Origin of the sequence: Pedococcus sp. NPDC057267, assembly GCF_042668795.1 — a bacterium.
In the GTDB taxonomy this organism is placed as follows: domain Bacteria; phylum Actinomycetota; class Actinomycetes; order Actinomycetales; family Dermatophilaceae; genus Pedococcus.
Genome location: NZ_JBHUYG010000067.1, coordinates 1 through 23,457 on the forward strand (window position 1 = coordinate 1; position 23,457 = coordinate 23,457).

A 23,457-nucleotide genomic window follows, 5' to 3' on the forward strand; every position below is an offset into this window, starting at 1 on the left:
GAACCGCAACGGTTTCCGGGCCTTTCGCGTATGCCGTGGGCATCGCCCCGGCGGTCGAGCCGTCCGTGGTGCCTAGCGGGCCAGCCACTCGTGGGCGGTCGTGCCCTCGATGGTGATGGCGTCCTCGATCGCGGGGGCGGCGGCCTTCTCGATCTTGCCGCCCACGAGCGGGATGCTCGCCTTGAGGTCGCCGTCGAGGTGCTCGACCGTACCGGGGCCGCCCGGCTCGAGCGCGAGCTTCCCCTTGAGGGTGATCGGTGCGCCGGGCACCGTCATGGCCACGGTGCCGGTCCGGGCGCCGTCCGCGCCCGCGGCCTGCCAGGTCTGGGTCTCGACGACCTTGAGGGTGTTGCCGACCATCGACCGGGCGAAGTCGGGCAGGCCGTCGGCGGGCAGCTCGCGCTCGGTGGTGATGACCGTCGCGTCCCCGTCCGCCTTGACCGAGGCGGTGTACGAGATCGCCCCGGTGGCCGCGCACTTGGCCTCCTGGAAGGCCACGTCGGCGAGGACGGCGAAGACCTCGTCGGGGGTGGCGGCGTACTCGAGGGTCCGGGCGATCTTCATGCGGGCTCCTGGGGTCTCGGGGCGTGCAGGCGCGCCCAACCCTAGCGGCGCCGGCCCTCAGGCCCGCGACCAGCGCAGCCGGACCTGCTGGCCTGGGACGGCCTGGGCGAGGGAGTCCTGGGCCGGCTCGGTGAGCACCGCGACCACGGGGTAGCCGCCGGTCACGGGGTGGTCGGCGAGGAACACGACCGGCTGCCCGTCCACCGGCACCTGCACGGCGCCGCGGACCACACCCTCGCTCGGCAGCTCGCGGCCCTCGCGGGAGGCAGGACGCCGCAGTGCCTCCCCCGCCAGACGCACGCCCACGCGGTCGCTGGCGGACCCGACCGTCCACTCGCCCCGGACGAGGGCGCCTGGGTCCGCCAGCCAGTCGGTGCGGGGCCCGGGCACGATGTCGAGGACGAGCGTGCCCTGGGGAAGCGGGGGATGGGGCGCGACGTCGACACCCGGGTGGCGGGCGTGCCGACCGACCGGCAGCCGGGAACCGGGGGTGAGCGGCCCCGGGCCGAGGCCGGACAGGGTGTCGGTCGACCGCGAACCCAGCACCGCAGGGACGTCGAAGCCGCCCCGGACCGAGACGTAGGTGCGCAGGCCGCGCTCGGGCGCGGGGACCCGCAGCACGGAGCCGTCGGCGAGGTGGAACGGCGCGGCGTGACCCACGGGAGTGCCGTCGACGGTCGCCGCCGCCAGCGCCCCGGTGAGGACCAGCGTCACACCACCGTGGGCTCGGACCTCCAGGCCGCCGGCGTGCACCTCGACGGCTGCGGTGTCGGCGTCCTGGCCGAGGAGCCGGGCGCCCAGGGCATGTGCGCCGCGGTCGGCGGCACCCGAGGGCCCGACCCCGACCCCGGCGTGGCCGGCACGACCGGCGTCCTGCAGCAGGGCGAGGGGTCCGGTGGCCAGCACCTCGAGGTGGGGGCGCCGTGCGAGCCCGGCGTGTGCCGAGGTCGCGACGCCCGCTGCGGCCGTGGGAAGGGCGGCCTCCGCCGGCACCGTCGGATGCCGGGACCGTGCCGTCGGCCGCGGGCTGGCGGGGCCGGCGCTGCGACCGGTATCGACGAAGCGCACCCGCATCCCGGGTCGCAGCAGCGCGGGTGGGTCGGCGGCGAGGTCCCACAGCACGACGTCAGTGTGCCCGATCAGCTGCCAGCCGCCGGGGGAGGACCGGGGGTAGATGCCGCTGAAGGGGCCGGCCAGCCCCACAGCGCCGGCGGGGACGCGTGGGCGCGGCTCGCCGCGCCGCGGGACCTCGAGCCGGGGGTCGCCCCCGGCGAGGTAGGCGAAGCCGGGGGCGAACCCGCCGAAGCCGACGGTCCAGGGCGTTCCGGTGTGGGCGGTGACGACCTCCTCCGGAGTCAGGCCGGTGTGGCCGGCCACGTCCAGCAGGTCCGGCCCGTCGTACCGGACGGGCACCTCGACCTCCGCCGGGCCCTCGCCGCCGGGCTCCTGGGGCTGCAGTCCCTCGAGGCCAGGCACCGCACGGTCGGGCGCCGGCCCGCCGACCAGGCGGGGCCCGGCGTCCTGCAACGCCGAGCGCAGGCCCGGCAGGTGCCGCGGCGAGGCGGCGACGAGCAGCAGCGTCCGGGCGCCGGGGACGGCGTCGACGAGACCGTCGGGGCGGTGTCGCTCCCACAGGAGGCGGTGCAGGGCCAGGGCCTGGTCGAGGTCGTCGCACTCGACCAGCACCGCGCGTGGTCCCGAGGGGAGGACCTGCACCGGCGCTCAGCCCCGGCCGTCGACGAACGGCGCCAGCCGCATCCCCGCCGACTCCAGCGACCGGCGCACCTCGGTCGCCAGCGAGACGGCACCGGGGGAGTCGCCGTGGACGCAGACCGACTGGGCGCGGACCTCCACGATCGAGCCGTCGACCGCCTCGACCACCCCCTCGACGGCCATCCGCACGGCGCGGGCGGCGACGACCTGCGGGTCGTGCAGCACGGCGCCGGCGTGGCTGCGGGGCACCAGCCGGCCGTCGGGGGTGTAGCCGCGGTCGGCGAACGCCTCGGTGGCGGTGCGCAGCCCCGCGTCCTGCGCGAGCGAGAGCAGCGCCGAGCCCGGGAACCCCAGGACCACCAGCTCGTCGTCGATGCGGCGGACGGCCTGCACCACGGCCTCGGCCTGCGCCTCGTGGTGGACGACGGCGTTGTACAGGGCGCCGTGCGGCTTGACGTAGGCGACGCGGGTACCGGCGGCGGCGCAGAGCCCCTGCAGCGCGCCGACCTGGTAGACGACATCGGCGACGAGGTCGGCCGGGTCGATGTCGACGAAGCGGCGGCCGAAGCCCGCGAGGTCGTGGTACCCGACCTGGGCTCCGACGACGACGCCGCGCTCGGCCGCGGCGACGCAGGTCTGCAGCAGGGTGGCCGGGTCGCCGGCGTGGAAGCCGCACGCGACGTTCGCGCTCGTGACGAGGTCGAGCATCGCCTCGTCGTCGCCGAGCTGCCAGCGCCCGAACGACTCACCGAGGTCGGCGTTGAGGTCGATGACGCTCATCGGCGCAGTGCCTCCGCGTGCGTGGCGAGCAGGTCGCCGGACCTGCGGAGGGTGGTGGCCAGCCGGCCCCTGCGGGTGCGCAGGAGCGACTCGACGCCGTCGAGCCGCTCCTGCAGCTCGGAGCGCAGGTCGTCCTGCGCCGTGTTCGCGCGCGGGTCGGCCACCCCCGCCACCCCCCACCGCGGCGCCAACCGACCGGACCTCTGCTCGAGACCTGCCGCCGCCGCGCGGTCCAGCAGCTGCCTGGCGTCGGACAGGGCCTCGGCGAGGTCCGTGGAGTGGGCCTGCAGTGCCGACCCCACCTGGTCGAGCTCGGCCACCGCGACCCCGAGCGAGTCGGCCACCTGGGCGGCCCGTCGTCGGGCGCGCACCACGGACGCCGCCGGCCGCGGGGCATCGGCCGGGTCGGCGGCCGCGTGCAGCCGGCGCTGCTCGGCACGCAGCCCCGCCGCCAGCCGGCGCAGGCTGGCGCCGAGCTGGGAGCAGGAGGCGGGGTCGCCCGAGACGGTCACGGTGCCCTCCGCAGCGGGTGGTGCGACAACGCCTCGCCGCCCTCCACCGGGCGTCCGCGACCGCCACCGAGCCGGACGCGGTCGGACAGGTCGGCACAGGACGCCTCCACCTCCCGGAGCAGGTCGGCGACCTGGTCGAGGTAGGCCTCGAGCGTCGACTGGGCCTCCCGGTCACCGAGCTCGGGGTAGTGCGAGAGCACCTCGTCCGCGCCGTCCCGGGCCGCTGCTCGGACGCCGTCGAGGGCCGCACCGAGCGCGGCGAGGGGGTCCGGGGGAACCGGCGTCCGCGGCATACGGCCACTGTAGTGACCCGGACGCGGACGACCCCCGCACTGCCCACAAGGCAGCCGGGGGTCGTCGTCGCGTGCGGGCCTCTAGCCCGCTTCGTCAGTACCAGGTCTTTCGTCCACCGATGGCCCGGCCGGTGGCGCCGAGCAGGGAGAGAATGAGGCCGACGACGATCAGGATGATCCCGATCGTCACCAGAATGGAAATCGAGGCCACGAGGCCGATGATCAGCAGAATGATGCCGAGGATGATCACAGGGACTTTCCTTTCATCCACTGTAGGGGGTGGGAACAGCCAACCACCGGTTGGCCGGTTCCGCATCCCTGACCTGCACCGACACCTCGCCCGGCGGCGAGCCGGAGGGGCGCCCGGGTGCCCTACCGACGGGTTCGCACCGTCGTGCGTCGGCGCCCGCGCGCAGCGATAGTCTCGGTGCACGGGTGCACGACGGCGTGCCCCCATGCGCACATCGACACGTGAGGATGAAGCCGACCGACATGTCTGGGTCGCTGGAGCAGTCTCGTCAGCAGCTGTTGCACTCCGCCGCCGAGCGGGCCGACCACGCGGGCGGTGAGGGGGTCGAGGCGTTCCTGCGCAGCTACTACCGGCACGTCGCCACGGAGGACCTCCTGGCCCGGGCGCCGGAGGACATCCTCGGCGCAGCCCTGGCCCACCGGGAGCTGGCCCAGCACCGGCCGGTCGGGACCGCCACGGTCGACGTCTTCAACCCCGAGGTCGAGGAGCAGGGCTGGACCAGCGGGCACACCGTCATCCAGGTCGTCACCGACGACATGCCCTTCCTCGTCGACTCCGTCAGCTCCGAGCTGCTGCGGATGGACCGCGTCGTGCACCTCGTCGTGCACCCGACGATGACGGTGCGACGCAACGCCGCCGGCGAGCTGGAGGAGGTGCTGCTCGACGCCAACGGGAACGGTGCCGCGGCCGGCGGCTTCGGCCAGGTCCGCGAGTCGTGGATGCACCTCGAGATCGACCGCGACAGCGACCCCGAGAGCCGTGAGCAGGTCGCCGCGAACCTGCGCAGCGTGCTGTCCAACGTGCGCGAGGCCGTCGAGGACTGGCCGAAGATGCGCGCGGCCTGCCGCCAGGTCGCGGCCGACCTCGAGACCGAGGCGCCGCACGGCATACCCGCCGAGGAGGTCGCGCAGGCCCGCCAGCTGCTCGACTGGCTCTCGGACAACCACTTCACGTTCCTCGGCTACCGCGAGTACGCCCTGCACCGGGGGGCGGACGCCGACCGGCTCCAGGCGGTCCACGGCACGGGCCTCGGCCTGCTGCGGTACGACCCCACCGGCGAGGGCGTGCTGCTCTCGGAGCAGGCACGGCAGGTCGCGCGGACCCGCGAGCTGCTCATCATCACCAAGGCCAACTCGCGGGCGACGGTGCACCGCAACACCTACCTCGACTACGTCAGCGTCAAGCAGTTCGACGAGCACGGCGAGGTCACCGGGGAGAAGCGGTTCCTCGGGCTCTTCACCTCGAGCGCGTACACCGAGTCCGTCACGCGGGTGCCGGTGCTGCGGGACAAGGTCGACGCCGTCTTCGAGCGCAGCGGCTACCTGCCGGACTCGCACTCGGGCAAGGACCTGCTCGAGGTCCTCGAGAACTACCCGCGCGACGAGCTGTTCCAGACCGACGAGGAGACCCTCCTCGACAACGCGACCGACGTGCTGCACCTGCAGGAGCGGCGCAAGACCAAGCTGTTCCTGCGCCGCGACCGGTTCGGCCGGTTCGTGTCGTGCCTCGTCTACATCCCGCGCGACCGCTACAACACGGCCGTCCGCCTCAAGATGGAGACCATCCTGCGGCGGGCCTTCGCGGGCGCGAGCGTCGACTACACGACGCGGGTCTCGGAGTCGGTGCTAGCCCAGCTGCACTTCGTGGTGCGCGTGCCGTCGGGTGCGTCCATCCCCGACGTCGACGAGTCGGTGCTCGAGCGCCAGCTCGTCGACGCCACGCGGACCTGGGAGGAGGACCTCGGCGAGGCCGCCCGCACCGAGCACGGCGAGGAGGCCGCCGCGCGGCTCTCGGGCCTCTACGGGCGCGCCTTCCCCGAGGCGTACAAGGAGGACTTCAGCCCCCGCGTCGGTGTCGCCGACATCCGGCAGATGGAGGGCCTGGCCGACGACGACGCGACCGGGCTGAACATGTACCAGGAGCCGGGAGCCCCGGCGAACGAGCGCCGGTTCAAGCTCTACCGCCGCAGCCCGCTCTCGCTGACCCAGGTGCTGCCGATGTTCACCCACATGGGTGTCGAGGTCGTCGACGAGCGGCCGTACGAGATCGAGCGCAGCGACGGCGTGCGGCTGTACGTCTACGACTTCGGGCTGCGTGTGCGCAACGACCGGCTGTGGAGCGGCGAGGGAGGCCGCGACCGGCTCCGTGAGCTGTTCCAGGACGCCGTGGGCGCGGTGTGGCAGGGCCGCGCCGAGAGCGACGGCTTCAACGCGCTGGTGCTCGGCGCCGGGCTCACCTGGCGGCAGGTCGTCATCCTGCGCACCGTCGCCAAGTACCTGCGCCAGACCGGTTCGACGTTCTCGCAGGACTACGTCGAGAGCGCCCTCGTGCAGAACCTGCCGCTGGCGGGCAAGCTCGTGTCCCTGTTCGAGACGCGCTTCGACCCCAGCCGGTATGCCGGTGAGGCCGGCGGGGAGCGCGCCGCAGCCGAGGCGGAGGTCGTCGAGGCGATCACGACCGGGCTGGACGACGTGGGCTCGCTGGACCAGGACCGCATCATCCGGGCCTTCCTCGGCGTCATCACCGCGGCGCTGCGGACCAACTTCTATCAGGTCGACGACGAGGGCCACCCGAAGTCGTACGTGTCGGTCAAGCTCGACCCCACGAAGGTGCCCGACCTGCCGGCGCCGCGGCCGCAGTTCGAGATCTTCGTCTACAGCCCGCGGGTCGAGGGCGTGCACCTGCGGTTCGGGCCCGTGGCCCGTGGCGGGCTGCGCTGGTCGGACCGCCGTGAGGACTTCCGCACCGAGATCCTCGGCCTGGTCAAGGCGCAGATGGTCAAGAACGCCGTCATCGTGCCGACGGGCTCCAAGGGCGGGTTCTACGCCAAGCAGCTGCCCGACCCGTCGGTCGACCGCGACGCCTGGCTCGCCGAGGGCATCGCGTCCTACAAGGTGTTCATCTCCGGGCTGCTCGACCTCACCGACAACCGCAAGGCCGGGGAGGTCGTGCCGCCGCCGTCCGTCGTGCGCCACGACGTCGACGACTCCTACCTCGTCGTCGCGGCCGACAAGGGCACGGCGACGTTCTCCGACATCGCGAACGGCGTCGCGCAGTCCTACGGCTTCTGGCTCGACGACGCGTTCGCGTCGGGTGGGTCCGCGGGCTACGACCACAAGGCCATGGGCATCACCGCGCGCGGCGCCTGGGAGTCGGTCAAGCGGCACTTCCGGGAGATGGGCGTCGACACCCAGTCCGAGGACTTCACCGTGGTCGGCATCGGTGACATGTCCGGCGACGTCTTCGGCAACGGCATGCTGCTGTCGGAGCACATCCGGCTGGTGGCCGCCTTCGACCACCGGCACATCTTCGTCGACCCGAACCCCGACGCGGCGAGGTCGTACCCCGAGCGCAAGCGGCTCTTCGAGCTGTCGCGGTCCTCCTGGGCCGACTACGACCGGTCGCTGATCTCGGCCGGCGGCGGGGTGTTCGAGCGCACCCTCAAGGCCATCCGGGTCACGCCGGAGATGACGGAGGCCCTGGGGCTGCCCAAGGGCGTCACCACGATGACCCCGGCCGAGCTGATGAAGGCGATCCTGCTCGCGCCGGTCGACCTGCTGTGGAACGGCGGCATCGGCACCTACGTCAAGGCGTCCGGCGAGTCCAGCTCCGACATCGGCGACCGCGCCAACGACGCGATCCGCGTCGACGGTGCCGACCTGCGGGTCAAGGCCATCGGCGAGGGGGGCAACCTCGGGCTCTCCCAGCTGGGCCGGATCGAGGCCGCCCGCAACGGCGTCCGCGTCAACACCGACGCCATCGACAACTCCGCGGGCGTGGACACCTCCGACCACGAGGTCAACATCAAGATCCTGCTCACCGAGCAGGTGCGTGGTGGCGACATGACGCTCAAGCAGCGCAACTCGCTGCTGGCCTCGATGACCGACGACGTGGCCCGCCAGGTGCTGCGGCACAACTACGAGCAGAACGTGCTGCTCGGCAACGCCCGGGCCCAGGAGCATCCCATGCTGCCGGTGCACCAGCGGCTCATCCACTGGCTCGAGGAGCGCGGCGACCTCGACCGCGGGCTGGAGTTCCTGCCCAGCGACTCGGAGATCGACCGCCGGTTCGCGGCCGGGGAGGGCCTGAAGTCACCGGAGTTCTCGGTGCTCGTCGCCTACGCGAAGCTCGCGCTCAAGGAGGACCTGCTCCCGACCGAGCTCCCCGACGACCCGTGGTTCCAGCAGACGCTGACCGACTACTTCCCGCCGGCGCTGCGCGAGCAGTTCGCCGCGGAGCTCGGGCAGCACCCGCTGCGCCGCGAGATCATCACCAACTCGGTCGTGAACTCGATGGTCAACCGGGGCGGCATCACCTTCGCCTTCCGCGCGATGGAGGAGACCGGGGCGACGCCCGAGCAGATCGCGCGCGCGTTCGTCGTGGCCCGCGAGATCTTCGACCTGCCGTCCTTCGTGGCGCAGGTCGAGGCGCTCGACAACGTCGTCTCCACCGACGTGCAGAGCCGGCTCTACCTCGAGTTCCGGCGGCTCATCGACCGGGCGATCCGCTGGTTCCTCACCTCGCGGCCCTCGCGGCTCGACGTCGCCGGGGAGGTGGCCCGCTTCGGTGCGGTCGTCGCCGAGCTCGCGCCGCGGATCCCGGAGCTGCTGCAGGGTGCGGAGCTGAAGCGGTTGCAGCGCAACGCCTCCGGGCTGGAGAAGGCCGGCGTGCCGGACGCACTGGCGATGCGGGCCGCGAGCCTGCTCGACCAGTTCTCCCTGCTCGACATCGTCGACATCTGCACCGACACGGGGGAGTCGCCGGCCGACGTGGCGCCGCTGTACTTCGTCCTGTCGGAGCGGTTCGGCATCGACGGCATGCTGAGCCGCGTCACCAACCTGCCGCGTGACGACCGCTGGGACGCCCTCGCACGTGGTGCCCTGCGCGACGACCTGTATGCCGTGCTGGAGAGCCTGGTGCGCAGCGTGATCGACGCGTCGACCACGGGTGCCGAGCCGGCGAAGCGGTACGCCCAGTGGGCCGAGGCCAACTCGGAGTCGCTGACCCGGGCGAAGGCCGCGCTGCACGGGATCGAACGGCTCGACAAGCCCAACATCGCGGCCCTCTCGGTGGCGCTGCGCACCCTGCGCTCTGTCATCCGCTCCGGCGCCGCGACGACGTGACGCCGCCGGAGGGGGAAGGGCCGGAGTCCCCGGGCGACGGGCCGCAGCCGGTGTCGGAGGTCGGTGTGTCGGAGGTCGGCTCCAACGGTTCGGGTCGGCTGGAAGTCGTTGCCCTGCAACGGTTCCCGGTGAAGGCGACCGGCGCGCAAGCGTGCACCCGGGTGGAGGTCGACGCGCGCGGGCTCGTGGGCGACCGCGGGTTCGCCGTCTACGACGCCGCCGGCAAGATGGCGTCGGGGAAGCACTCGCGACGGTTCCGGCGGATGGACCCGGTGTTCGAGCTCGAGTCGTGGTTCACCGACGACGACGACATCGTCCGGCTCCGGCTCCCCGACGGCACCACGGTGACGGCCGGTTCTCCCGAGGCGGACGACCGGCTGTCGCGGCTCTTCGGTGAGCCGGTCGTCGTGCGGGCCGAGGCGGCCACGCCCCACTTCGACGCCGGCAGCGTCTCCGTCGTCGGCACGGCCACCCTCGCCGAGCTCGGCCGGCACGAGGGTGACGGCCGGCCGCTCGACCCGAGGCACCTGCGCGCCAACGTCGTCGTCGCCACCACCGAGCCGTATGCCGAGGACGCCTGGGTGGGCAGCGAGCTCACCGTGGGCGGGGTGCGGCTGCGCGTGCTGGAGCCGATCGAGCGCTGTCGCATGGTGGGGGTCGCGCAGGTCGACCTGCCGGCGCGCCCGGGGATGCTCAAGGCGGTCAGCGACCGGCACGACCTGTGCGCGGGCGTCTATGCACAGGTCGTGGAGCCGGGGACCATCGCCGTGGGCGACATCGTGCACCTGGGCTGAGCCCACCGGCATACGCCTGCCCGGGTGCCGGCACCCGCTGGTTAGGCTCTGCGCGTGGCCACCCTCAACGAGGTCCTCTCCTCCTCGACCGACCTCGCCCCGAACGAGGTGGAGTGGCTGCAGCTGCTGGTGGGGGACTGGCAGCTGATCTCGGACCTGTCGTTCGCCGACCTCGTGCTGTGGGTGCCTGGGGGGATCGAGGGGTGGCTCGCCGTGGCGCACGTCCGGCCCACGACGGGGCAGATGGTGTTCTTCGAGGACGTGGTCGGCCGCCGCACGCACCGCGGACGCCAGTCGTTGCTCGACCAGGCGTACCTCGACCGGCGCATCGTGCGGCAGAAGGACCCGATCTTCCGCGACGACATGCCCGTGCGCGAGGAGGCGATCCCGGTCGTCAAGGACGGCCGGGCGCTCGCCGTCATCACCCGGCACACCAACCTCGCCGCGATGCGCACCCCCAGCCGGCTGGAGCTGACCTACCAGGCGCTCGCCGACTCCCTGGCCCGGATGATCGCAGCCGGGGAGTTCCCCAACGTGTCGGCGCCGACCGGGCAGCGGCGCGGAGCCCCCCGCGTCGGGGACGGCGTGATCCGGCTCGACGTGAACGGGATCGTCACGTACGCCAGCCCGAACGCCCTGTCGGCGGTGCACCGCCTCGGCCACGTCGGGGACGTCATCGGGGAGCTGCTCGCGAAGGTCGTGGCGGACCTGCTGCGCGACGAGTCGCCGGTCGACGAGTCGCTGGCCGTCGTGGTGACCGGTCGGGCCCCGTGGCGCACCGAGGTCACCAGCCGCGGGGTGAGCGTGTCCATGCGCGCGATCCCGCTGACCGAGGGCGGCCACCGGGTGGGGGCGCTCCTGCTGCTGCGCGACGTGTCCGAGCTGCGGCGCCGTGAGCAGGAGCTGATGACCAAGGACGCGACCATCCGGGAGATCCACCACAGGGTGAAGAACAACCTGCAGACGGTGGCGGCGCTGCTGCGGCTGCAGGCCCGGCGGCTGCCGGTGGGGGAGGCCGGCCGGGTCGCGCTCGAGGAGGCCGTGCGGCGGGTCGGCGTCATCGCGCTCGTGCACGAGACGCTGAGCCAGGGGTTCGACGAGACGGTCGACTTCGACGACATCGCCGTGCGCGGTCTGCAGGCCATCACCGAGGTGGCCAAGGCCGAGGAACCCATCACCTCACGGGTGGAGGGGTCCTTCGGGATGGTGCGGGCGGAGGACGCCACCGCGATGGCCATGGTGCTGTCCGAGCTCGTGCAGAACGCCGTCGAGCACGGGTTGGCCCCGACCGGCGGGGGCACCATCACGGTCGAGGCGCAGCGGTCCGCCGACGACAAGGGCGACGACCTGCTGACCGTCACGATCACCGACGACGGCGTCGGGCTGCCCGAGGGCTTCCGTCCCGGCGGGTCGGGTCTCGGCACCCAGATCGTCACGTCCCTCGTGCAGGACCTGCGGGGCCGGATCGTCTGGGAGCAGGCCGAGCCGCGCGGCACCCGGGTGCGGATGGTGGCCAGGCTGCGTCCACTGGGCCGCGACGGCAGCTGACCGGACCGGAGGGGTCACGCGGCTGCGGGCCCCTGACGCCGAGGCTGTGGGGCTCAGCCGGCGCGGCGGGCGCGGGCGTTCCGGCGCTTGAGGGCGCGACGCTCGTCCTCGGACATGCCACCCCAGACACCGGCGTCCTGGCCGGACTCCAGCGCCCACTTCAGGCAGGTGTCGATGACCTCACACCGACGGCAGACAGCCTTGGCCTCCTCGATCTGGAGGATGGCCGGGCCGGTGTTCCCGATCGGGAAGAACAGCTCGGGGTCCTCGTCGAGGCAGGCAGCGCGGTCGCGCCAGTCCATGAAGATCGTGCTCCTTGTGATGCAGGGGGTGTAGCGGGCCGGGGCATGTGGCCCAGGGTGCGGACCACACGGCACGGCCGCTTCGTTGCGGGGTGTGCTGGGGTCGTGCTCGCCCTCGCCCGGAGGTGTTGCCGTCCGATTTTGGCGCAGGCGGAAACGCGTGCGGGCACCATTGTGGTGGTGTAGGGGCACCTGTGCCAACGGGGACACCCGCGTTTCTGTTCCAGCCTCACAGACCTGGGGGCATTTGTGGAGGGTTGCCGGCATGTAACCGGCTTGTGACGGTGAGGTTTTGCTCACATCGCGGACAGGTGCACCCGTTCGCGTAGTGCGAAGGCACCAGGAGCCACGCGCCCGGGCCGTAGCCTGAGCCGCGTGAGCGACGTCCCCCCTGCTGCCGCACCCTCCCACACCCCCGTCCGGCGCGACCCGTTCCGCCTGCTCGCCGCCGCCCTGTGCGGCCTGCAGGCCGTCGTGCTGCTGGGGTTCTGCGTCTTCTACCTCTGGGAGCTGGTGCAGGGAGCGGGCGCCGACCCGACGCGGGTGGTCATGTCGATCGTGCTCATCGCGGTGTTCGCCGTGCTCCTCGGCGTGCTGGGGCGGGCCTGGCTCCGGGGGGCGAACTGGCCCAACACCCCCACGATCGTGTGGAACGTGCTCCTGCTGCCGGTCGCCTGGTCGCTGTTCCAGGCGGGCCGTGCCGTCCTGGCCCTGGCCCTCGGGGTCGTGGGGATCCTCGGGATCGTCGCGGCCGTCCGCGCCGACACCTCGGACCGGGACGGGTTCGGGCGCGGTGTCGACACCGCCGAGCCCGGCGCCTGACCCTCGGCGAGGGGCACGGCCGGTCAGCGCATGTGCGCGGAGAACAGCCAGCGCGCCTCGATGGGGAACGGGCTGGCATACCGCTCCCCGAGCAGGCCCGCCCGGGCGGCGAGCGGGCGAGCGGCGCGCATGAGGACGACCGCGAAGGTGAGGATCGCGAGGAGGACCGCCCAGACGAACAACCGGTCCTGCCAGACGGCTGCGGTGTTGTAGTAGGCCGGGTCGTCGAAGGCGCCGGCTCGCCAGGAGATCGGTCGACCCGAACCGCTGCCGCTGGAGCTGAGCAGCTCCCGCGACGCCGCCACCCGGGTCTCCCCAGCGCGGCTGACGACCAGGGCCTCCCCCCGCCAGGAGATCCCCTCGACGACCGCCGTGTCGGGAGGGATGGTCCGGTCGGGGACCGCTGCGGCGTCCGCCAGGGAGGCGACGCTCCAGGTCAGCACGGTGGAACCGCCGCGCGACCCGTCCTCGACGTCGACGGCAAGCGCGAGGGTCCTACCCCCCGGGGACACCGACACCGCCGTCGTCGCGAGGTAGTCGAGGGAGGCCCCCCGCGGGAGCGTGAGCGTGCCGAAGGGGTCCCAGGTGCCCGTCCCGACGGCCCAGGTGAACGCCAGGAGCCGCTTCACCTCGGGGTCCGCGGCCTGGGGCGGTGCCTCGACGAGGGCGAGGAGGCGGTCGGGCCCGAGCCACGTGACCGGCGTCGGGAAGAGCCGTTGGTCGACCCCGGCGGGGAGGACCGGGGTGTCGAGGGCCGCGCCGTCGGGGCCGCAGACCAGGACGTGCGTGGACGTCCCGTCCAGGCTGTCGGACAGGACGGCCACGTGCCTCGAGTCGGGCGACCAGGCGGTGGCTCCGCGACGGTCCGAGGGCACTCCGGCAACCGCCTCGAGGCGCCGCGCGGTACCGCCCACGGCGTCGAACACCGACCAGCCGTCGCTCAGGTACCGGCCGTCGGGCGAGATGGCGACGGAGGAGCGGCGACCTGGCGCCGAGGGGGCCCGCCACGAGCGGCCGGTGTCGTCCACGGCATACACGGACTGGTCGTCGAGGAAGGCGGCGGTCATCGGGCGGTGTGCCTCGAGCAGCGACGAGGCGAAGTGGGGCTGGGGGATGACGGAGGGGTGGGTCCGCTCGTGGCCGGGGCCCGGCCCTGCCGGGACGGCGCTGTCCTGCCACGTGCCGGGGGCGAGGACGAGGGCGACGAGGACTGCGACCGCGGCCATGCCGGCCGTCGTGCGCAGGTTCGACCACCGGCGGCGACGGCGCCCGGCGCTCCACAGGTCCGCGGTGTCCGGTCCGCGACCGGTGTCGACGTCGCCGACGAGCTCGGCGAGCTGCTGGCCCAGGGTGGTGCTCATCGGCCGACCTCCTGGCGTCCGAAGGTGTCCGCGAGCTCGGGGACGAGCTCGCGCAGGCGACCCAGCGCGTGCCGGGTCTGGGACTTCACGGTGTTGACCGAGCACCCGAGGACGCGGGAGGCCTCGACCTCGGTGCGGTCCTCGTAGAACCGGAGGACCAGGACTGCGCGCTGCTTCGGGGTGAGGCGGCGCAGGGCTGCGGCCAGGGTCACCCGGGTGTCGGTCTCGGCCGCAGTGTCGGCGCTCGCCGAGCTCCGTGCGACGTGCTCGCTCGCCCTCGGCTCGTGGCGGGTGCGCCGCCAGGTGTCGATCGAGCGGGTGTAGAGGATGCGGCGGACGTACGCGTCGGGGGAGTCGGCCTCGGCGATGACGGTCCAGCGCTGGGCGGCCCGGGCGAGGGCGTCCTGGACCAGGTCCTCGGCCGCGTGCCGGTCACCGGTGAGCAGGGTGGCCGTGCGCAGCAGGGGCAGCCAGCGGGCGCGCACGTAGTCGTCGAAGTCGTCGAAGCCGCCCATCATCCCCTCCCCGGTGGCCGTTCCCCCTGCACATCATCCAAGACGGTCCCGGGGCCGGTTCCGGGTGGAACCCGCGAGGGCCACCTGGATGGGGGTCGCCCTTCCCCTGGACACGAGCAGTCCCCGGCCCGGCCGCTGGGCGCCACCGTCGGGCACCCGGACCCCCAGCAGCTCGGCCTCGAGGGTGCCGCACCGGCCGAGGAGCAGCCCTGTGCGGTACCTCGCGACCTCGACGGCCGGGCCGCGGTACTGGCCGGCGAGCGCGGTCGCGTCGGACCCGCACACGAGCAGTCCGCGGTCACGCTCCACGAGGGCCGCGACCTCCCGGATCACGGGGTCGAGTGGCGTGTCGACGAGGGTCTCGGCATCGTCGACCACCACGACGAGGTCGGGGGCGGCCCGGCGCAGGTCGACGAGGGTCCGCGCGTCGAGGGGGTCGCACGCGGTGACGCCCGCCGGCACGGTGGCACCGGGGTCGCAGCCGACGAGCGCAACGGGGCGCCCGGCGGCTGCCGCCCGGCCGGCGATGAGGCGCAGGGCCGTAGTCACGCCGCTGCGTGGGGCCCCGCAGACGAGCCAGCGCCGACCGTCGACGACCGGGTCGAGGGACAGGATCCCACCGTCGTCGCCGCCGCGCCCGAGCGCCACCTCCCCCGGCGCGGGTGGGCCGAGCGAGTCCTCGGTGACCAGTGCAGGGACCGGCTGCACTCGAAGGGGCGACCGGACCGGCACACCGGCACGGTCGCCGGCGGGCTGCCACGGTCCTGGCACCGCGAGCTGGACCTCGGTCCCGTCAGGCAGGACGCCTCGCCCCGGGGGTTGGTGCTCAGGCAACGCCCCCGGGGGCAGCCCGACCAGGAGGGCGTCGGCGGGGTCGGACTGGCGCAACAGGACACGGTGCGGTGCCGCGATGGCTGCCCGACCGACGAGCAGCGAGCGCCCACCCGTCAGGACCGCCGTCAGGCCCAGTCCATCGCCCTCGCGGAGGAGGGAGAGCAGCCGGTCGGTGAGGCCGCCGGCCGGCGCCTCGTCAGCGCGGCCCTGCAGGAGGTCCCAGTCGTCGAGCAGCAGGAGGACGTGCGGTGGTGCCTGGAGCGGGGCCGCTGCCCGCCAACCCGCCACTGACGGGTGGGGGCTCGCCGCCAGCTCGGCCCGGCGCACCGCCATCGACTCCGCCAGGCGCTCGACGAGTCGGTGCAGACGGGGCAGGTCGTCCCAGGGCACGTGGGCGCCGCAGTGGGGGAGGGCCGCGACGGCCGCGAGCGAGCCGCCGCTCACGGCATACAGGTGGAGGGCCCCCGGGGGCAGCTGGGCGGTCGCGGCCGCGGCGAGACCGAGGAGGGCGGTGGTGCGCCCCGTTCCACCCGCACCGACGAAGGCCCAGTGCCCGGGAGCCGAGAGGTCGATCGTGAACGGCTCCTGCGCCTGCTCGCCCGGGCGGTCGGCCAGCCCCAGCACCGCCGCGGTGGGCGGCAGCCCCGCTGCGCCGGGGGACGGCTGCAGCAGGTCGGGCAGCGGCGGCAGCCAGGCCGCGGGAGGCGGTGGCACGCCCAGCCGCTCGGCGGCCTCCCGCGCTGCCCGGACGAGGACCTGCAGCTCGGTCGGCCCCGGCCCCTCGTCGGCCGTCGTGGCCTTCGGACCGGAGGTGCCGCGAGGGTCGACGGGGCGGCCGAGGCGGAGCTCGCGGACACGGATGCCGCCCGCCGGCGGCGAGGGGGCCGGGCCGCCGACGTGCGCGGCCTGGAACGTCACGGGCGCGGCACCGCCCGCCGAGCAGAGGGCGCGACCCGGGGTGGTGGATGGGATCCGCGCGGCGTCGCCGGCGCCGATGACGTCCTGGGACTCGGCGTCGTCACGCACCCGCAGCGCGATGCGCAGGTTGACGTTGGCCTTGATGTCGGCCCTCACGACGCCGGCCGGTCGCTGGGTCGCCAGGACCACGTGCACGCCGAGCGACCTGCCCAGTGCCGCAAACCGGACCATGCCGTCGACGAAGGCGGGCAGCTCGTCCGCGAGGGCCCGGAACTCGTCGACGACCACCACGAGCCGCGCCAGCGGGAGGTCGCCGGACGCCAGGTGGCGTTGGTATGCCGCGAAGTCCGGGACGTCCGCTGCGTGCAGCACGCGCTCGCGCCGCTTCAGCTCGGCCGACAGGGAGGTCAGCGCCCGCCCGGCGAGGTGCTCGTCGAGGTCGGTCACGAGGCCGCTCACGTGGGGCAGGTCGGCGCACTCGCGGAACGCGGCTCCACCCTTGTAGTCGACCAGCACGAGCGACAGCCGGTCCGGTCGGTGGTGGACGGCCAGCGAGGCGACCAGCGTGCGGAGGAGCTCGGACTTCCCGGACCCGGTGGTCCCCCCGACCAGCACGTGAGGACCGTCGCCGGCGAGGTCCAGGACGAACGCACCGTCGGGCCCCGCTCCGACGGGGACCGCCGTGACGGCGGGGTGGGACCCCCAGCGGGCCGCGAGCTGCCCGGCATCCCACGAGTCCGTCCCCGTCACCGTCGCCAGGGACAGGCGTTCGGGAAGCGACGCGCCACCGGCGACGGGGGTCGCGTCGCGCAGCGGCGCCAGCGCCCGGCTGAGCCGGTCGGCCCACCACGCACCCACGCGGTCCACCGCGAGGCGCTGCTGCTCCGAGCCGGGCAGCTCGAGCCTGGGCAGCGCCGGTCGCGCCAGGTCGACGACGGCCCGGCACCCCGGCGGGAGGGCTCCGCGCTCGGGCGACAGCACCAGCGCCACCACGCCGGCCGCCGACCCCTCCGCCAGCACCTCGGCCAGCCCGGGCACCTCCGTGAGCTCGGCACCGCCGTCCACCACGACCACCGTCCACGGGCCGTGCGTGCCCCTGCCCGACGACGTCCCCTCCTGACGGTGCCGGGCCACCAGCTCGCCGAGCCGCGCCACGAGCGGGGCCGCCTCCGAGGACCCCACCGCCAGGGCCCCGTCGAGCAGCGCGCCGTCGTCACCGCGCAGGTGGGGGAGCCGAACCAGCCAGCCCCAGTCCTGGGCGTGGGCCTCGGCCGTGAGCAGCACGAGCCGCACGTCTGCCGGCGAGTGCAACGTCGCGACCTGCCCGATGACGGACCGGGCCAGCCCCAGGACGTGCGCACGGGCACCGCAGAGGCCGGCGGTGCCCACCGTGGCCCACGGCAGGACGCACGGGACCCCGGTCAGGACGACGTGGTCGGTGCCGTCGTCCCCCTGCGGACGGATGATGCGGGTCGTGGACGGCCGGTCGCACGTCCCGAGCGAGACGCACAGGGTGTCGCGGTCGTGCCGGCGGCGCTCCCAGAGCCGGGCCGTCGGGCCGCACGCCGTGGCCAGGACCGTGGCCGGGTCGGGATGTGCTCGTCGCAGCTCCGCTGCCTCCTGTGCGGCGGCCCGGTCCACGCGAGCCGTCGCCTCGGAGTGGCGGCGTGCGTGCTGCGTGGACTCCTCGGCATACCGGCGGCGAGCGCCGACGCGGTCGGTCAGGGCGGTTCCCGCCATGACCGCGGGGCCCATCACGGCGAACGCGAGCATCATCGGTCCGAAGAAGGCGGCCAGGACCGCGGCGAAGGGGATGGGCAGGAGCATCGCCACCCACGGGACTCGGGTGCGACCCGGGACGTCGGGCGGGGTCGGCAGGGCGATCGCGGTGGGGGTGGGGGTGTCGAGCACGCGTGGGCGACGGTTCACCGCAGTGGTGCCGTCCGGCCGGGGGCGCGTCGTCGCAGGGACCTCGGGCGCCGGGCCGAGCCGCAGCACCGAGGCCCCCGCGGTGACGAGGGTGCCTGAGCGGGCCGGGCACGGCCGGGCACCCAGCCGTTCGCCGTCGATGCGGGTGCCGTTGGTGGACCCGAGGTCCGCGACCTGCACGCCGTCGGAGGACACGTGGACCTCGGCGTGGACCCGGGACAGGCCCGGGTCATCGAGGCAGAAGTCCGCGTCGCGGGAGCGGCCCACGGTGTGGGTGCCGGGGTGGAGCTCGAGGGTGCGGCCGCAGTCCGGTCCGTGCGCCACGGCCAGCTGCACCGGGCTGCGCGGCCCCGGCCGCTGCCCGCCGCCCGTCCGCGCGCCGCCGAGGGTGAGGGCGGCGCCGTCCACGAGGGGAGCCACCCCGACGAGTGACGCCGACGGCACCGCCCGGCCGCGGCTGCACAGGGTGTCGGCGTCCACGCCGAGATGGGTGGCAACGGCCCGGCCGAGCTCGCCGGAGGTGCAGCCTGCCGCAGCCTCGACCTCTAGCTCGTGCGTGTCAGGGGCGCCACCATCCCGGATGGTGGACACGGTGAGGCGTAGACGCATGGCTTCGACGCTAGGTCTGCCGCAGGGCACGCCCCGCCGCTTCTCCACCGCCTGTGGATGACCTGAGGCGGACTGCGCCGATCCGTCCTAACATGCGGCGTACGTCCGGAGGGCCCGAGGAGGGGGCCGCGCCAGGGGGTTGGCGGGATGCCCGGACCGTGAAGGGGGGAGTCCTGGGTGGATGCCGTCGCCACCGTCGAGTCCGAGGTCCGTGAGCTGATCCGCCGCTCCGGCCTGGATCCCGCGCGTGACGTCCGGGAGCTCGACCGGCTGGTTCGTGAGGCGGTGGCCGACTACGACGAGCGGTCGCTGCACGGCGGCCTGCCCTCCCTCGCGAACGTCGAGGACGCGGTCAAGTCGGTGCTGGACGCGGTCGCCGGCTACGGCCCGCTCCAGCCGTACTTCGACGACCCCGAGGTGGAGGAGATCTGGATCAACGAGCCCACCAAGGTCTTCATCGCCCGGGGTGGCGTGGCCGAGCTGACCACCACGATCCTGACGGCCGACCTCGTCCAGGACCTCGTCGAGCGGATGCTCAAGACGAGCGGGCGTCGGGTCGACCTGTCGAGCCCGTTCGTCGACGCGGTCCTGCCGGACGGTTCCCGGCTGCACGTCGTGATCCCGGACATCACCCGCCGCCACTGGTCGGTGAACATCCGCAAGTTCGTCGTGCGGGCCAGCCACCTCGACGACCTCGTGGGCCTCGGCACGCTGACCCCGCAGTGCGCCCGCTTCCTCGGGGCCGCCGTCGCCGCCGGCCTCAACATCCTCGTGGCCGGAGGAACGCAGGCAGGGAACACAGCAATTCGTTAGTGCACCCTCACGTTCAGGGGCTGGTCGATCGGATCGCGACATGAGCGGGTGCTTGGTGGGTGCCAGCTTCGAGGCGGTCGCGGATGCGTTGATGGGTCACTTCAGGTCCGGGAACTCCAAGGCCCCCAGGACCTTCCCCCCGTTGACGCCGGGTCCGAGCAGGATGTCGAGGCGTCGGGTGGTCGGGTTGAACCAGGACAGCGAGGATGAGTGGTTGTTCTCGCAGGGTGGGGTGGCCAGCAGGCCCAGGCGGTTGTGCCCGTCGGTGCCGAGCACGACTTGGCGTAGCCCGCGGTCGGTGGCCCCGGGGACGTCGACGGCCGTTGTGGTCCCGTCGGAGTTGACCTTGGCGAGGTAGCCGTACCCGCACGGCCCCTCGGCCTGCATGTACAGATCGCTGCCCAAGGCGTAGATGTTGCTGTTGCCAAAAGTGGTCGGAGAGTCGGCCGGAGCTGGCGCGATGGTCAGACGTTGCGGTTCCCCGCCGCCGGGGGGAACAAGCCAGAGCTCGAAGCTGCCGCAGGCGACCAGGAGTCGATGGTCCGCCCACCACCGGATCGGGCGACATGGCTGCCCCGATGGTGCCGGGATGGTCCTGAGCTGGTGCCCGCTGTTGTCGATGACCCGCAGGGCTCCGGTGCCGTTGACGACCAAGGAAGCCCCGTCGGGGAAGTAGAGCCACTGCTGGACGCCGTCGCCCAGGATAAGCGGGTGGCCGCCTGCCAGGTCGGTCCTCGTGAGGTAGGCGACCCCGGCCCCATTCTGGGGGCGTGCGACCACCAGGGCCAGGTTGGTTCCCTTGGGCGCCGTGAACCCCGCCCCCCAGATGTCTGGCGACCCGGCCACGGTCTGCGTTGCGCCGCTGGCCAGATCCATCACCTGCGCGGTGCCCGTGCCTGTGAGCAAGACCCGGTGGCCATCCCCCGACCAGTCATCGAGCGAGACGTTCGTCTGGGCCGGCCAGGCGTGCACCAGGTAGCGCCCGCCCACCGGGTCGACGAGGAACAGCGATACCGGGCCGTCGTCCCTGGTAGAGCTTTGCCACAGAGCCAGGAACCAGTTCCTACCCACCTCGTTCCACGGGATCTCGGCCGCAGGCGCTTGCTGGCCGCGAGCCAGCAACGTGGCCGTCGTTGACGCCAGACCCGAGTGCCCGACTGAGGCTGTAACGGCCGGCCCGGCGGCGGAGGGACCTGCCCCAGCACTCCGGCTCCCCGCAGAGTCACCGCCGGAGGCCCCCCTGCCCAGGCCGCCGGGGCCCGACCCGCCATCGGCTAACCCAACGGTCGTGCACGCGCCGGCAGAAAGGGCCACGGCGAGCATCGCGCCCACCAACCAGCCGAGAGAACCTCGACGACACCCGTCCATCGGGCCTGCCCTTCTGTGGTCACACGAGAAACCGATAGAACCACAGATCACCACAACCCGTCCCACGATTGGCGTCCCACCCAACGGGGAGTAGCGCGCGGTCGAAACCGTGATGGCGCCGACCGGGGGCCATCCCGAGGATCGAGGGGGTCGCTCGTCCGGATCGCGGCAGATGCGTGCGTTTAGCGAGTCGGCAGAGAGGCGGTCGTCGTCACGGCACAGTCTTCGTATGGCTCGTGTTCGGTGGGTGGCACTTCACCGTTGACCACACAAGTCGTGAGCTCAACCAGATAAGGCCCGGTTCAGGATTCCTGGACCGGGCCTTCGTCGTGCCTCCGGGTCGCGAAGCGCATTCTTGCCAAGAACCCGTGGCCACATCGCACGACGAAGGCCCTCGATCGGTGTGCTCGAGGGCCTAGGAGGCGAGCTCCGCACATCGGTCAGTCGCCTTGGCTCGGGCGGGGTCAGTCGCCACCACCGCCACCGTCGCCGCCGTCGCCACCGTCGCCACCACCGCCACCTGGGGTCGTGCTCGGGCTGCTCGTGGGGCTGGGCCTGGGCGCCGGTGCCGGCGGCCGCGGTTCGAGCGCCTTGAGGTCGGCGGCGATCCGGGTGGCCGTCCCAAGAATCTGGCGCTGGTCGGACGCGCTGATCTCGCTACGCTGGCGGGCCGCTCCGACATCGGCTCGCAGGGTCCCGAGGGCCTGCTGGGCACCGGTGTAGTCCTTGTCGTGGACGGCCTGAGTTAGTCGCTGGACGTCATCCTGAAGCATCTGCCGCGCAGGAGCCGAGATCGACGACTGGCTCCCGGACGCGCACGCGCTGAGGGACAGGGCCACAGCGGTGGCGCCCAGAAGGGCGGATCTGCCGCGGGGGGTCATCGGGACACCTCCTGCTGCAGCTCGCGCAAGTGGGTGCCGACCGGTCCCGGAACTGCTGGATAGGTCGGACCCGATGCTGACGAACCTCCACTGGAGGCGACGGCCAGCCACACGACCACAGCGACCAGCACGACCCCTACCAGCAGCCAGGTCGACCTAGCGCGCCCCAGCATCGCGGTCCCGCGGACCTGCACGCCGGGCCGGTGCACGGTCGTGCTGGTCACCGGCGCGGCGAGTCGATCGGTCTGGGGGAGCCGCATCGGGCGCGTCGGCGCGCCCGAACGCTGCTCCCCGGTCAGCCGACGCAGGGTCTCGCCCACCGCCGCCGCGCTCGGCCGCGCGCTCGGCTCGTCGGCCGTCATTGCGCTGAGCAGCTCCACCCACGCCCCTCCGAGGTACTCGGGGATGTCCGGGCCACGGTGCAGGCGCGCCACAGCCGACTCCACCGCCGACCCTGGGTAGGCGACCTCCCCGGTCAATGCCTCGAGCAGTACCAAGCCCAAGGAGTAGATGTCGCTCGCCGGCCCCAGCCGGGCACCCCGGACTTGTTCGGGACTCAAGTAGGGCGCGGTGCCCAAGGTCGTCCCGGTCATCGTGTGACGCGTCGCATCCGCGAAACGGGCGATGCCGAAGTCGGCCAGCTTGGCGCTGTCCGCAATGACCCGACCGTCGTCGGACAGGGCCAGCAGGACGTTCCCGGGCTTCACGTCGCGGTGGATCAACCCCCGCTCATGGACGTAGGCCAGCGCGCCCGCCAACGGCGCCCCGATCGCAGCGACCTGTGCCACCCCGAGAACTCCGTTCGAGCGCAGGTACGACGCAAGGCTCGCACCGACAACCAGCTCCATGACCAGATAGGAGATGCCGCGCTCCTGTTCTGCCCCGGCGTCGAAGACCGTGACCAGACCGGGATGGTTGAGCGAGGCCAGCAACCGGGTCTCGTGGGCACCGGCGAAGTCCTCGCCCACCTCGCTAACGACAAACACCTTGATCGCCACCTCGCGCCCGAGAACCTCATCGGTCGCCGCGTACACCCAGGCCATCCCACCCTGACCGACAAGCCGGTCAACGCGGTACCTGCCGCCGACGACATCCCCGGGCCGCAGCCGCGCCGAGTCCGAGACCGAAGGGGAGTTCGAGACCATGGGGTGATCCTGCCCGAACGCGCACCCAGCGAATACTCGGGGGACCCGCGGCGCCCGACCCGCGGCACGAAGGTGCGGTTCAGGCCGTGTCACTACTTCGCCAGTTTGCGCAACCGTCTCATGGTCTGACGGTCAGCGTGGACCGGGAGGTGCCCACAGGTGCACCGTCCCCGCGTATGGGCTGAGTTGGGTCGGGCTGGTGTGGGTCAAGGGTGGCCGTAGGCCATCACGTAGTGACGCGGAGCGCCCTTGAGGCATGCCAGGTCGGCCGCATCATTGGCAGTTGCGGGGGCGGGGCTCTTTTCGATGTGATCGGTCGGCGCGAAATGGCTTTCGGGCCGGGGTGCGGTGGGGTGCGCGAGGACGGCGCGCCAGCGCCGCCC

General features: G+C 73.3%; 17 protein-coding genes and 1 pseudogene. 5 read left to right on the forward strand and 13 right to left on the reverse strand.

What is annotated here, in order from left to right:
• Nucleotides 1-72 precede the first annotated feature (72 nt).
• The 6 genes from ACFUC1_RS14225 to ACFUC1_RS14250 form a co-directional block, all read right to left on the reverse strand.
• A complete protein-coding gene (locus tag ACFUC1_RS14225; protein ID WP_379120840.1) occupies nucleotides 73-564 on the reverse strand; it encodes a DUF2505 domain-containing protein in 492 nt (163 codons plus the stop codon).
• Nucleotides 565-621: 57 nt separating this feature from the next.
• A complete protein-coding gene (locus ACFUC1_RS14230; RefSeq protein WP_379120843.1) occupies nucleotides 622-2,280 on the reverse strand; it encodes a 5-oxoprolinase/urea amidolyase family protein in 1,659 nt (552 codons plus the stop codon).
• Nucleotides 2,281-2,286: 6 nt separating this feature from the next.
• A complete protein-coding gene (locus ACFUC1_RS14235) occupies nucleotides 2,287-3,057 on the reverse strand; it encodes a LamB/YcsF family protein (RefSeq protein WP_379120845.1) in 771 nt (256 codons plus the stop codon).
• Nucleotides 3,054-3,569, reverse strand: a complete 516-nt coding sequence (locus ACFUC1_RS14240; protein WP_379120847.1) for a hypothetical protein — start codon at nucleotides 3,567-3,569, stop codon at nucleotides 3,054-3,056. The genes ACFUC1_RS14235 and ACFUC1_RS14240 overlap by 4 nt, the downstream gene beginning before the upstream one ends.
• Entirely contained in the window at nucleotides 3,566-3,862 is a 297-nt protein-coding gene (locus tag ACFUC1_RS14245; protein ID WP_379120849.1) for a hypothetical protein, read from the reverse strand. Before ACFUC1_RS14245 ends, ACFUC1_RS14240 begins: the two co-directional genes overlap by 4 nt.
• Nucleotides 3,863-3,956: 94 nt before the next feature.
• Nucleotides 3,957-4,112: a DUF6131 family protein gene (locus ACFUC1_RS14250; RefSeq protein ID WP_379120851.1), complete on the reverse strand. Its 156-nt coding sequence runs from the start codon at nucleotides 4,110-4,112 to the stop codon at nucleotides 3,957-3,959.
• A 242-nt stretch (nucleotides 4,113-4,354) separates the two neighbouring features.
• On the opposite strand from ACFUC1_RS14250, the gene ACFUC1_RS14255 reads away from it, so the two are divergent.
• The 3 genes from ACFUC1_RS14255 (at nucleotide 4,355) to ACFUC1_RS14265 (ending at nucleotide 11,577) form a co-directional block, all read left to right on the forward strand.
• A complete protein-coding gene (locus ACFUC1_RS14255) occupies nucleotides 4,355-9,235 on the forward strand; it encodes an NAD-glutamate dehydrogenase (RefSeq protein WP_379120853.1) in 4,881 nt (1,626 codons plus the stop codon).
• Nucleotides 9,236-9,300: 65 nt separating this feature from the next.
• The gene (locus ACFUC1_RS14260; protein WP_379120855.1) at nucleotides 9,301-10,029 is read left to right on the forward strand and encodes an MOSC domain-containing protein; all 729 of its coding nucleotides are present in this window, start codon (nucleotides 9,301-9,303) and stop codon (nucleotides 10,027-10,029) included.
• Between the two features lie 54 nt (nucleotides 10,030-10,083).
• Nucleotides 10,084-11,577 (forward strand): sensor histidine kinase, encoded by a 1,494-nt coding sequence (locus ACFUC1_RS14265; protein ID WP_379120857.1) that lies wholly within the window; start codon nucleotides 10,084-10,086, stop codon nucleotides 11,575-11,577.
• Nucleotides 11,578-11,630: 53 nt separating this feature from the next.
• Here the strand turns inward: ACFUC1_RS14265 and ACFUC1_RS14270 are convergent, their stop codons facing one another.
• Nucleotides 11,631-11,879 (reverse strand): WhiB family transcriptional regulator, encoded by a 249-nt coding sequence (locus ACFUC1_RS14270; RefSeq protein ID WP_310149287.1) that lies wholly within the window; start codon nucleotides 11,877-11,879, stop codon nucleotides 11,631-11,633.
• 375 nt (nucleotides 11,880-12,254) lie between these two features.
• Here ACFUC1_RS14270 and ACFUC1_RS14275 point away from each other — a divergent pair, with 375 nt between their 5' ends.
• Nucleotides 12,255-12,701, forward strand: coding sequence for a hypothetical protein (locus ACFUC1_RS14275; protein ID WP_379120860.1), 447 nt, complete (start codon nucleotides 12,255-12,257; stop codon nucleotides 12,699-12,701).
• Nucleotides 12,702-12,724: 23 nt separating this feature from the next.
• Here ACFUC1_RS14275 and ACFUC1_RS14280 read toward each other — a convergent pair whose 3' ends face one another.
• The 3 genes from ACFUC1_RS14280 to ACFUC1_RS14290 are packed head-to-tail and all read right to left on the reverse strand — an operon-like array spanning nucleotide 12,725 to nucleotide 18,867.
• The gene (locus tag ACFUC1_RS14280; protein ID WP_379120861.1) at nucleotides 12,725-14,062 is read right to left on the reverse strand and encodes a hypothetical protein; all 1,338 of its coding nucleotides are present in this window, start codon (nucleotides 14,060-14,062) and stop codon (nucleotides 12,725-12,727) included.
• Complete coding sequence (locus ACFUC1_RS14285) at nucleotides 14,059-14,577, reverse strand: SigE family RNA polymerase sigma factor (RefSeq protein ID WP_379120864.1); 519 nt, start codon at nucleotides 14,575-14,577, stop codon at nucleotides 14,059-14,061. Before ACFUC1_RS14285 ends, ACFUC1_RS14280 begins: the two co-directional genes overlap by 4 nt.
• A 33-nt stretch (nucleotides 14,578-14,610) precedes the next feature.
• Nucleotides 14,611-18,867 carry an FtsK/SpoIIIE domain-containing protein gene (locus ACFUC1_RS14290; RefSeq protein WP_379120866.1) on the reverse strand — a complete coding sequence of 1,419 codons (4,257 nt, stop codon included), beginning with the start codon at nucleotides 18,865-18,867 and terminating at the stop codon, nucleotides 14,611-14,613.
• A gap of 177 nt (nucleotides 18,868-19,044) precedes the next feature.
• Between ACFUC1_RS14290 and ACFUC1_RS14295 the strand changes: the two are divergent.
• A pseudogene (locus ACFUC1_RS14295) lies at nucleotides 19,045-19,674 on the forward strand (ATPase, T2SS/T4P/T4SS family); the annotation flags it as partial.
• Between the two features lie 102 nt (nucleotides 19,675-19,776).
• On the opposite strand, the gene ACFUC1_RS14300 reads toward ACFUC1_RS14295, so the two are convergent.
• From ACFUC1_RS14300 to ACFUC1_RS14310, 3 genes are all read right to left on the reverse strand, one after another.
• On the reverse strand, nucleotides 19,777-20,802 hold the full coding sequence (locus ACFUC1_RS14300) for a hypothetical protein (protein WP_379120869.1): 1,026 nt from the start codon (nucleotides 20,800-20,802) through the stop codon (nucleotides 19,777-19,779).
• Between the two features lie 710 nt (nucleotides 20,803-21,512).
• Nucleotides 21,513-21,929 (reverse strand): hypothetical protein, encoded by a 417-nt coding sequence (locus tag ACFUC1_RS14305; RefSeq protein WP_379120871.1) that lies wholly within the window; start codon nucleotides 21,927-21,929, stop codon nucleotides 21,513-21,515.
• A complete protein-coding gene (locus ACFUC1_RS14310) occupies nucleotides 21,926-23,074 on the reverse strand; it encodes a serine/threonine-protein kinase (protein ID WP_379120873.1) in 1,149 nt (382 codons plus the stop codon). The genes ACFUC1_RS14305 and ACFUC1_RS14310 overlap by 4 nt, the downstream gene beginning before the upstream one ends.
• Nucleotides 23,075-23,457 lie beyond the last annotated feature (383 nt).

Bases quoted from the DNA above. Each gene is read 5' to 3' on its own strand.
- ACFUC1_RS14285 (WP_379120864.1), bottom strand. From the start codon at position 14,577: ATGGGCGGCTTCGACGACTTCGACGACTACGTGCGCGCCCGCTGGCTG.
- ACFUC1_RS14310 (WP_379120873.1), bottom strand. From the start codon at position 23,074: ATGGTCTCGAACTCCCCTTCGGTCTCGGACTCGGCGCGGCTGCGGCCC.
- ACFUC1_RS14290 (WP_379120866.1), bottom strand. From the start codon at position 18,867: ATGCGTCTACGCCTCACCGTGTCCACCATCCGGGATGGTGGCGCCCCT.
- ACFUC1_RS14225 (WP_379120840.1), bottom strand. From the start codon at position 564: ATGAAGATCGCCCGGACCCTCGAGTACGCCGCCACCCCCGACGAGGTC.
- ACFUC1_RS14255 (WP_379120853.1), top strand. From the start codon at position 4,355: ATGTCTGGGTCGCTGGAGCAGTCTCGTCAGCAGCTGTTGCACTCCGCC.
- ACFUC1_RS14245 (WP_379120849.1), bottom strand. From the start codon at position 3,862: ATGCCGCGGACGCCGGTTCCCCCGGACCCCCTCGCCGCGCTCGGTGCG.
- ACFUC1_RS14280 (WP_379120861.1), bottom strand. From the start codon at position 14,062: ATGAGCACCACCCTGGGCCAGCAGCTCGCCGAGCTCGTCGGCGACGTC.
- ACFUC1_RS14235 (WP_379120845.1), bottom strand. From the start codon at position 3,057: ATGAGCGTCATCGACCTCAACGCCGACCTCGGTGAGTCGTTCGGGCGC.
- ACFUC1_RS14270 (WP_310149287.1), bottom strand. From the start codon at position 11,879: ATGGACTGGCGCGACCGCGCTGCCTGCCTCGACGAGGACCCCGAGCTG.
- ACFUC1_RS14305 (WP_379120871.1), bottom strand. From the start codon at position 21,929: ATGACCCCCCGCGGCAGATCCGCCCTTCTGGGCGCCACCGCTGTGGCC.